Origin of the sequence: Streptomyces sp. NPDC056600 (assembly GCF_042792855.1) — a bacterium.
GTDB lineage: Bacteria > Actinomycetota > Actinomycetes > Streptomycetales > Streptomycetaceae > Streptomyces.
Genome location: NZ_JBHTVQ010000114.1, coordinates 1 through 9,033, shown reverse-complemented (window position 1 = coordinate 9,033; position 9,033 = coordinate 1). Strand labels below are relative to the sequence as shown.

At 70.6% G+C, this 9,033-nt stretch carries 9 protein-coding genes; all 9 read right to left on the bottom strand.

From position 1 onward, the window contains the following. Positions 1-118: 118 nt before the first annotated feature. The 9 genes from ACFRAV_RS30815 to ACFRAV_RS30775 all read right to left on the bottom strand — a co-directional run bounded on the left by ACFRAV_RS30815 (position 119) and on the right by ACFRAV_RS30775 (position 8,817). Positions 119-766 (bottom strand): MerR family transcriptional regulator, encoded by a 648-nt coding sequence (locus tag ACFRAV_RS30815; protein ID WP_351118300.1) that lies wholly within the window; start codon positions 764-766, stop codon positions 119-121. A 250-nt stretch (positions 767-1,016) separates the two neighbouring features. After that, complete coding sequence (locus ACFRAV_RS30810) at positions 1,017-1,490, bottom strand: bifunctional nuclease family protein (protein ID WP_151772043.1); 474 nt, start codon at positions 1,488-1,490, stop codon at positions 1,017-1,019. Between the two features lie 67 nt (positions 1,491-1,557). Further along, positions 1,558-2,340 carry a MerR family transcriptional regulator gene (locus ACFRAV_RS30805; protein WP_382560745.1) on the bottom strand — a complete coding sequence of 261 codons (783 nt, stop codon included), beginning with the start codon at positions 2,338-2,340 and terminating at the stop codon, positions 1,558-1,560. 39 nt (positions 2,341-2,379) lie between these two features. After that, entirely contained in the window at positions 2,380-3,264 is an 885-nt protein-coding gene (locus ACFRAV_RS30800) for an FHA domain-containing protein (RefSeq protein ID WP_382560748.1), read from the bottom strand. A gap of 82 nt (positions 3,265-3,346) precedes the next feature. Continuing rightward, complete coding sequence (locus ACFRAV_RS30795; RefSeq protein ID WP_382560742.1) at positions 3,347-4,222, bottom strand: DUF881 domain-containing protein; 876 nt, start codon at positions 4,220-4,222, stop codon at positions 3,347-3,349. Between the two features lie 4 nt (positions 4,223-4,226). After that, complete coding sequence (locus ACFRAV_RS30790; protein WP_108956887.1) at positions 4,227-4,559, bottom strand: small basic family protein; 333 nt, start codon at positions 4,557-4,559, stop codon at positions 4,227-4,229. Then, positions 4,556-5,497 carry a DUF881 domain-containing protein gene (locus ACFRAV_RS30785; protein WP_382560738.1) on the bottom strand — a complete coding sequence of 314 codons (942 nt, stop codon included), beginning with the start codon at positions 5,495-5,497 and terminating at the stop codon, positions 4,556-4,558. Before ACFRAV_RS30785 ends, ACFRAV_RS30790 begins: the two co-directional genes overlap by 4 nt. Before the next feature lie 96 nt (positions 5,498-5,593). Continuing rightward, positions 5,594-8,089 carry a mannose-1-phosphate guanyltransferase gene (locus ACFRAV_RS30780; protein ID WP_351118305.1) on the bottom strand — a complete coding sequence of 832 codons (2,496 nt, stop codon included), beginning with the start codon at positions 8,087-8,089 and terminating at the stop codon, positions 5,594-5,596. Between the two features lie 113 nt (positions 8,090-8,202). Further along, positions 8,203-8,817 carry a CDP-alcohol phosphatidyltransferase family protein gene (locus ACFRAV_RS30775; RefSeq protein WP_382560735.1) on the bottom strand — a complete coding sequence of 205 codons (615 nt, stop codon included), beginning with the start codon at positions 8,815-8,817 and terminating at the stop codon, positions 8,203-8,205. Positions 8,818-9,033: the final 216 nt, after the last annotated feature.

The window sequence follows — 9,033 nt, the reverse complement described above, 5'->3', positions numbered from 1 at the left end:
CCACGTATCCGGCCGGCCAGTCGCGGGCGCACTCGGCGATGCGGGCCGGGACCTCGGGCGGCCGGACCGAAGCCGTGAGCGGCCGGGCCGGCCTCGGGCGCGGCGGGGCGGGGCGGGGTCAGACCGCCCGGTTGCCGCGCCTGCGCGCCAGCTCGTCGGCAGGGTTGTGACCGATCAGCGTCTCCCCGGTGTCCACGCGCTCGCCGTGCAGCTGCGAGAGCGCCTTCTCGACGTCCCGCCACACGACGCCGACCGCGATGCCGAAGATCCCCTGGCCGCCCTGGAGCAGCGCGTGCACCTCGTCCGGCGAGGTGCACTCGTAGACCGTGGCCCCGTCGCACATCAGCGTCATCCCCTCCAGGTCCCGGAACCCCTGCTCGCGCAGGTGCTGGACCGTGGTGCGGATGTTCTGCAGCGAGACCCCGGTGTCGAGGAACCGCTTGACGATCTTCAGGACGACGACGTCCCGGAAGCTGTAGAGCCGCTGTGTCCCCGACCCGTGGGCCGGGCGCACGCTGGGCTCGACGAGCCCGGTGCGCGCCCAGTAGTCCAGCTGGCGGTAGGTGATCCCCGCGGCGGCGCAGGCCGTGGGCCCGCGGTATCCGACCTGCTCGGCCGTCGTCTGTGCCCCGTCCCGGCCGCCCGTCCCGGCCGCCGAGCGCTGCGGCGCGTAACCGGCCGCGTTGCCGTGGGGCCGATACGGACCGCTGCCGCCCGGGACACGTCCCGGGGAGCCGTCGGCCGTACCGTCGCCGCTGATTCTCACGCCGACCTCCGTCCTAGACCTGCCATCCAGACGGTAGGCAGTCGTCAGGGGTGCGTCAACGATCGCCACACTCGCCACGCCGAGTGATAATCACCCTACGAGTGGTTTTCCGTGCCCCGTCACGGGGAAAGGCTAGCCGAATGCGCTCCGCGTGGGCCGTAGGACGGCGGCACGCGTCCCGGGCAATTGCCGACGCGCCGGCCGCGAACGGCCGGCGCGTCCTGGGACTGCCTCTGATCGTGTGGTCCTGTCACTGGTTGCTGGTGCCGAAGTCCTCGGGAGAGATCTGGTCGAGGAACTCGCGGAACTTCTCCACCTCGTCCTCCTGCTCGTCCGGGATCGCGATTCCCGCGTCGTCGAGCACCCCGTCGCTGCCGTAGATCGGCGTGCCGGTGCGCAGGGCGAGCGCTATGGCGTCGGACGGGCGGGCGCTGACCTCCACGCCGCTGGCGAAGACCAGCTCGGCGAAGAAGACTCCCTCACGAAGGTCGGTGATCCGCACCTCGCTGAGCTCCTGGCCCACCGCTTCCAGCACGTCCTTGAAAAGGTCGTGCGTGAGCGGCCGCGCGGGCACCATGCCCTGCTGGGCGAAGGCGATCGCCGTCGCCTCCCCGGGGCCGATCCAGATGGGAAGGTAGCGGTCGCCTCCCACTTCGCGCAGGAGCACGATCGGCTGGTTGGAGGGCATTTCGACCCGGACACCTACGACATCGAGCTCGTTCACACAGCAACCCTAGGCCGTGCCCGCACGGTTTGGGTAGTCGAGCAGGGCATGGGTGGATTTCCGGCCCTCACGACAGGCGCACGCCGAGGGCGGTCTGCAGCAGCGCGGAGTGCAGGCGGGTGGCCAGCCCGGCCAGCTCCCGCGTCCTGACCCGCGCGTCCTGCCTGGTGTCGGGGTTGGGGTGGTGCCGCAGCGGGGCGACGACCTGGTCCACCAGGCCGGCGTCGCGGTCCGCGGCGGTCTTCATGGCCCGCAGGTGGCGCGGCTCGATCCCGAACCGGGCCATCTCGGCGAGCAGCGTGGCGACGGTGACCGCCGCCGCGTCGTAGCCGCCCTCCGGCAGCGGCTCGATCAGCCCGTAGGCCTCCCAGGCCTCCAGCTGCTCCTCGCCGGTGCCGGCGGCCGCGAGGAGCTCGTCGCGGCCGATCCGCACCGCCGTGGCGGCCTCCGGCTCCCGGTCGGCCCCGGGCGCCTCGCCGGGGTACTCCTCCGGCTCGCCCGCTCCACCAAGGGCGGGGACGGCCGCGTCGGCGTCCGCCCCGTCGTCCGGGACCCGCACGCCCTCGAGCACGTCGAGACGCTCACGGATGACCTTCAGGGGCAGATAGCCGTCCCGCTGCATCCGCAGCACCCGGGCCAGCCGCTCGACGTCCCCCGCACTGAACTTCCGGTATCCCGACGGGGTGCGCCGGGGCTCGACCAGCCCTTCCGACTCCAGGAACCGGATCTTGGAGACGGTGACTTCGGGAAACTCGTCGCGCAGCAGACTGAGCACCGTGCCGATGCTCATCAGTCGGCTGTCCGCGGTGGCGGCGCCGGTCCGGCCGCCGCCACTGGGTGGTTCAAGCATGGACCTTCCCTGGAGTTGCCTCCGGACTGGTCCGGAGGGTCAGACGCTCCGCTGGCTCGCGTAGAAGACCAGGCGGTACTTGCCGATCTGGACCTCGTCACCGTTGGCCAGCGCGACCTCGTCGATGCGCTCCCGGTTCACGTACGTGCCGTTGAGGCTGCCCACGTCGGCCACCGTGAAGTGACCCTCGGGGCCGCGGCGGAACTCCACGTGGCTGCGGGAGACCGTCACGTCGTCCAGGAAGATGTCGCTCTGCGGATGACGACCCGCCGTCGTCAGGTCGGCGTCCAGCAGGAAACGGCTGCCGGAGTTGGGGCCGCGCCGCACCACCAGGAGGGCCGAACCGGCAGGCAGCGCCTCGACCGCGGCCTGAGCCTCGGGCGACAGGGCCGGGACCTGCGTCTGACCGGTGGCCTCCGGGTCGTACGACTCGATGCCGGAGATGGAGATCGTCGAGGTCGTCTCGGAGGGACGCTCCGGGACGCCTGCCCGCAGCGGCGCTCCGCAGTGCGAGCAGAAGCGGCTGTTCTCCGGATTGCGGTTGCCGCACCGCGTGCACACCAGCGCCGACATGGACGGATCCCCCTGCTGCGGCTGCCCCGCCGCTGAGCCCGACGGGTCCCCGAAACCTATGCGGGCCGCCTGGGCAGGGTCAACGGCCGACGCGCCGTGACCACCGGAATTGCCACCCTCCGGACCAGCGACCTGGTCCCGGTAGAGCGGCCGGTTCCCCGCGTCGGAACCATCGCGATGGCGGGCCGTCTCGCTGCCGCCCTCTCGCGCACTCTTGCCGAACAACTTCGCAAACAAATTCACGGGCGATTCCCCTTGACCGAAACAGACCCGCCCGTGGGGCAGGACGAACCCTGACTGCACCGACCGGCCGACCCGGACATCTTCACAACGTCCGTCTCCGCCATACAGTTTCCACCACACACCACTTCTTCGGCGCGCCGACCCCCCGCGACCCGACGTCCCGTCGGAACGGCGTACCCGTAGGCCCGCCTCACCGGGCCGACGACCGAGCGTAGTCAGGCCGCTTCGCCGCTCGCAAGGCGTCCACGACGATCTTCGTCCGGCGCTCCACGACGACGGTGGCCTGCTCCTTCTCCAGAGTCTGCACCACCCCTCCGGGGATGTTCAGCGCGGGCTCCAGATCCTGCGGTTTCCCGATGACCTTGAAACGATACGGAGCGGAGATCTTCTTTCCGTCCACCGACACTCCGGCGCCCGTGTCCGGGCGGGCCGTCAGGTAGGTGCTCGCGACCACGCGCACGCCGTTGAGCTCGATGGCCTCCGCTCCGGCGGCCCGCAGCTCCTGGACGGCGTCCAGCAGCTTGTCGGGGCCCACCGCCTTGCGCGGGTCCTCGACCGTGACCTCGATGCCGGGACCCTCGGCGGGGACCGTGCCGGCCAGCACGCCCAGCTGCCGCTCCCTGGCGAGCGTCTGGCGGCGGGCCTCCTCGGCCTGGTCGGAACTGTTCTCCAACTCCGACCGCTGGTCCTCGAGGGTCTTCTGCTCCTCCTCGAGCCGCGCCGTGCGGTCGTCCAGCTCGTCGAGGATGCGGACCAGGTCCTCCTGCCGGGCGCCGCGCAGCGCGGTGTCCCCCGCGCTGTGCGAGGCCACCTGGACGGCCAGTCCGAAGCCCAGACCGAACAGCAGCAGCGCCACGATCAGCTGGGCCCTGCTCGCCCTGGGCGGCCAGACGCTCTGTACGAGCCTCTGACGGCCCGTCACGGTCGGCGGAGCCTCCTGTTCCGGCGCCTGCGGCTCAGGGGCCGTGGCGGGCCTCTCCTGGGGCAGCTCCTTGCGCAACCGGTGCTCCGGCGCGTCTCCGTTCCCGCGGGGCCCCACGGGCCCCTCGTGATGCTCCTCGCTCATCGCCTCACGCCCTGAACACGTGCCGGCGGATGGCCGCGGCGTTGGAGAAGATGCGGATGCCCAGGACGACCACCACACCGGTGGACAGCTGGGCGCCCACGCCCAGCTCGTCGCCGAGGAAGACGATCAGCGCCGCGACGACCACGTTGGACAGGAACGACACGACGAAGACCTTGTCGTCGAAGATGCCGTCCAGCATGGCCCGCAGTCCGCCGAACACGGCGTCCAGCGCCGCCACCACGGCGATGGGGAGATACGGCTCCACGGCGACCGGGACCTCGGGCCGGACCAGCAGGCCCACCACGACTCCCACGACGAGGCCCAGTACGGCGATCACGATGTGCCCTTCCCGCTGTTCGGCTCTTCGGCCTCTGCTGGTTCCGATGGCTGCGCCGGCTTCGCCTCGCGCAGTATGACGCTGGGGGCCGCGGGCAGCTTCAGGTCCTTCTCGACCGAGATGGCCGTGCGGATCCCGTAGTTCTCCTGCAGCGCGTACAGGTAGAGCCCGTCCGCGCTGTCCTGGAACCGGGTGCTCAGCGGCTTCCCGTCCCCCACCGCCAGGACCGTGTACGGCGGCGCCAGCGGCTTGTTGTCGACCAGTATCGCGTCGCCCGCCGCCCGGATGGCGGACAGCGCGGTGAGACGCTGCCCGTTGACGGAGATCGCCTCGGCGCCCGACTCCCACAGCCCGTTCACGACCCGCTGCAGGTCCCGGTCACGTACCCGGCCGGTGTCCGAGAAGCCGCTGGAGCCGCGGGGCTCCCCGTCGGCCCCGGTGCCGGAGTCCTCCGCGTCGTCGACGACCAGCTTGACGCCCGGCCCGTGCACGGGGACGGCCCCGGACAGGATCTGGACGGTCTCCAGCCGGCCACCGCCGCCGCCGTGCTCCCGCAACGCCTCGCGCTGCCGCTCGCCCACCTCGGCCCGGAGCCGGTCGACGCTGCTCTGGAGTGCGTCGGCCCGCTCGGTCTGGCGCCCGATCCGGTCGATCAGTTCCTCGCGCTCCCGGGCGACCACCGGCGCGTCCTCCCGCGCCTGCGCCGCGCCCAGCGTGACCACCAGGCCGGCCAGCACGAGCCCGGCCGCCAGCCCCAGCTTCGCCTTGAGCGTCTTCGGCAGCCCGCCGCCCTCCCCGCGCTTGCGCGCGGCCGCCTCGGCGTAGCCGTCGTCGAGGCTGTGGTCCATGACGTTGGTGAGCAGCGACATGGAGGCGTCCGGACGCGGAGGGCGAACGGGAGTGCTCCGAACGGGGGGCTGCTGCGGCATGCCGCACATCGTCGCATGCCGCGCCCGTGTACTACGAACGGCCCCACCGGCGTGCCGGGCGGCCCCCGCCACGGGGGCCTCCCGGCACGCGTGGAAAGGCTCGGCTCAGTTGCCGGCGCCCTCCACGACGGTGCTCCACTCGTCCAGGAGCGCCTGCGCGGACGCGTCGTCGGGACCCTCCGCCCACAGGTGGGTGACCGCCTCGGCCGGGTCGGGCAGCACCAGCACCCAGCGCCCGTCGGCCTCCACGACCCGCACGCCGTCGGTGGTGTCGACGAACCGGTCTCCGGCCGCCTCGACCACCCGTCGCATCACCAGGCCCTTGACCGCCCACGGCGTGGCCAGGTCCCGCTTGAGCACGTGCGCCCGCGGGATCCGCGCGTCGATCTGGCTCAGGGTGAGCTGGGTGCGCGCGACCAGCCCGATGAGCCGCACGAAGGCGGCGGTGCCGTCGAAGACGCCGCTGAACTCGGGGACGATGAAGCCGCCCCGGCCGTCGCCGCCGAAGATGGTCGTCTCCTCGCGGCCGACCCGGGTCAGGTCGTCGGGCGAGGTGGTCGTCCACTCGACCTGCGTGCCGTGGTAGGCCGCCACCTGCTCCGCGATGCGGGTGGTGGTCACCGGCAGCGCCACCCGGCCGCTGCGGCGCTCGGCCGCGACCAGGTCCAGCATCACCAGCAGCGCCCGGTCGTCCTCGACGATGCGGCCCTGTTCGTCGACGAGCGACAGCCGCTCGCCGACCGGGTCGAAGCGCACGCCGAAGGCCGCGCCGGAGGAGGCGACGATCTCGCCGAGCCGCTTGAGCCCGGCACGCCGCATCTCCAGCGTCTCGGTGGGCCGCGCCTCGTCCAGACCGGGGTTGATCGTCAGGGAGTCGACCCCGAGCTTGCCGAGCAGGCTGGGCAGCACCAGTCCGGCGCTGCCGTTGGAGGCGTCCACCACGACCTTCAGCCCCGCGTCGGCGATGCCGCTGGTGTCGACGTTGCGCAGCAGCGACCCGGTGTAGGAGTCGAAGGTGCTGGACGGGAAGTGCAGGTCGCCGATCTCGCCGGGGAAGGCCCGCCGGTACTCCTGCCGCGCGAAGACGCGGTCCAGCTTCCGCTGCCCGGCCTGCGAGAGGTCCGCGCCCTGGCTGTCGAAGAACATGATGTCCACGGAGTCCGGGACACCGGGAGTCGTGCGGATCATGATGCCGCCGGCGCTGCCCCGGGCGGTCTGCTGCCGGGCGACGGGCAGCGGCACGTTCTCCAGGTCGCGGACGTCGATGGCGCTGGCCTGCAGCGCCGAGATCACCGCCCGCTTGAGCGCGCGGGCACCTCGCGAGTGGTCTCGCGCGGTGGTGACGGTGGCGCCCTTCTTCAGGGTCGTGGCGTACGCGCCCGCCAGCCGCACCGCGAGCTCGGGGGTGATCTCCACGTTCAGGATGCCGGAGACGCCACGCGCGCCGAAGAGATGCGCCTGGCCTCTGGACTCCCAGATCACCGAGGTGTTGACGAAGGCGCCGGCCTCGATGGTCTTGAACGGGTAGACCCGCACGTTGCCCTGGACGATCGATTCTTCACCGATCAGGCACTCGTCGCCGATCACCGCCCCGTCCTCGATCCGGGCGGCCCGCATGATGTCGGTGTTCTTGCCGACCACACAGCCCCTGAGGTTGCTGTGCGGCCCGACGTACACGTTGTCGTGGACGACGGCCTTGTGCAGGAAGGCCCCGCTCTTCACAACCACGTTGGAACCGACGACGGTGTGCTCGCGCAGCTCCGCGCCGGCCTCGACCTTGGCGTAGTCGCCGATGTAGACGGGCCCGCGCAGGACGGCGTCCGGGTGCACCTCGGCGCCCTCGGCCACCCATACGCCCGGCGAGATCTCGAAGCCGTCGATGTCGACGTCGACCTTGCCCTCGAGCACGTCGGCCTGAGCCTTCACGTAGCTCTCGTGCGTGCCGACGTCCTCCCAGTAGCCCTCGGCGACGAAGCCGTAGATCGGCTTGCCTTCCTTCATGAGCTGCGGGAACACGTCACCGGACCAGTCCACCGGCACATCGGGCTGGACGTAGTCGAAGACCTCGGGCTCCATCACGTAGATGCCCGTGTTGACCGTGTCGGAGAAGACCTGGCCCCAGGTCGGCTTCTCGAGGAAGCGCTCGACCTTGCCCTCGTCGTCCACGATGGTGATGCCGAACTCCAGCGGATTCGGCACACGCGTCAGACAGACCGTGACGAGGGCGCCCTTCTCCTTGTGGAAGTTGATCAGCTCGGTCAGATCGAAATCGGTCAGGGCGTCACCGGAGATCACGAGGAAGGCATCGTCCTTGAGTGCCTCTTCGGCGTTCTTGACGCTTCCCGCGGTGCCGAGCGGCTTTTCCTCGTTGGCATAGGTGAGCTCCATACCGAGCTCTTCGCCGTCACCGAAGTAGTTCTTGACCAAGGAGGCCAGGAACTGGACGGTGACCACGGTTTCGTTGAGCCCATGCCTTTTCAGCAGCCGCAGAACGTGCTCCATGATCGGCCGGTTGACCACCGGCAGGAGCGGTTTGGGCATGCTCGAGGTCATGGGGCGAAGGCGGGTGCCCTCGCCTCCGGCCATCACGACGGCCTTCATGTCGGAAGCGTCCTCCTCTGACAGACGACGGGTTGACCGACATCCTCCGCCCGAAGGGTCGCGCCAGTTCTGGACACGGGCCGTCGGGCCCCGAAGGGCCACTCATCGGCGAGTCAGTCGGTAGTGGCCATGGTGTCCGCGCGAACAAGGCGTCGGACCTGCACCACGTAGAGGACTCCTGCCCACCAATAGAGGGTTGTACCCCACCCTGCGAAGGCCCAACCGAAAACAGCCGCCAGGGAGGCCAGCCATCCGCTTCCGTCGCTCAGCAGAAGGAGCGGGAAGGCGTACATCAGATTGAACGTCGCGGCCTTCCCGAGGAAGTTCACCTGCGGTGGCGGATATCCGTGCCGGCGCAGGACGGCGACCATCACCAGGAGGACGGCTTCACGCGCCAGCAGAACCAGCGTGAGCCACAACGGCAGGATTTCCCGCCAGGTGAGGCCGAGAAGGGTGGAGAGGATGTACAGCCGGTCGGCCGCGGGGTCGAGCAGCCGGCCGAGGCTGCTGATCTGATTCCAGCGCCGCGCGAGCTTGCCGTCGAGATAGTCGGTGACACCGCTCAGCGCCAGCACGAGCAGCGCCCAGCCGTCGCTCTTCGGGCCGCCGAACTCGGGCCGCAGAATGAGCCACAGGAACAGCGGCACGCCGAGAAGTCGCGCCATGCTGAGGATGTTGGGGATGGTGAGCACCCGATCCGTCTGGACGCGGGTCTCCTGGACCTCCACCCGGGGGCCTCCTGTGGTGATACGTGTCAATGATGCGATCGAACCTTACCGCCAGGCCCGCCGTCCGGATGCGGAGGGGTGCCCTGACGTGCAAGTAACGGGGCATACCGGGTCCGATACGGCCCGGAAATGCAGAAAGCCCCCGCACAATGTGCGGGGGCTTTCCCAATATTTGTTCGGCGGCGTCCTACTCTCCCACAGGGTCCCCCCTGCAGT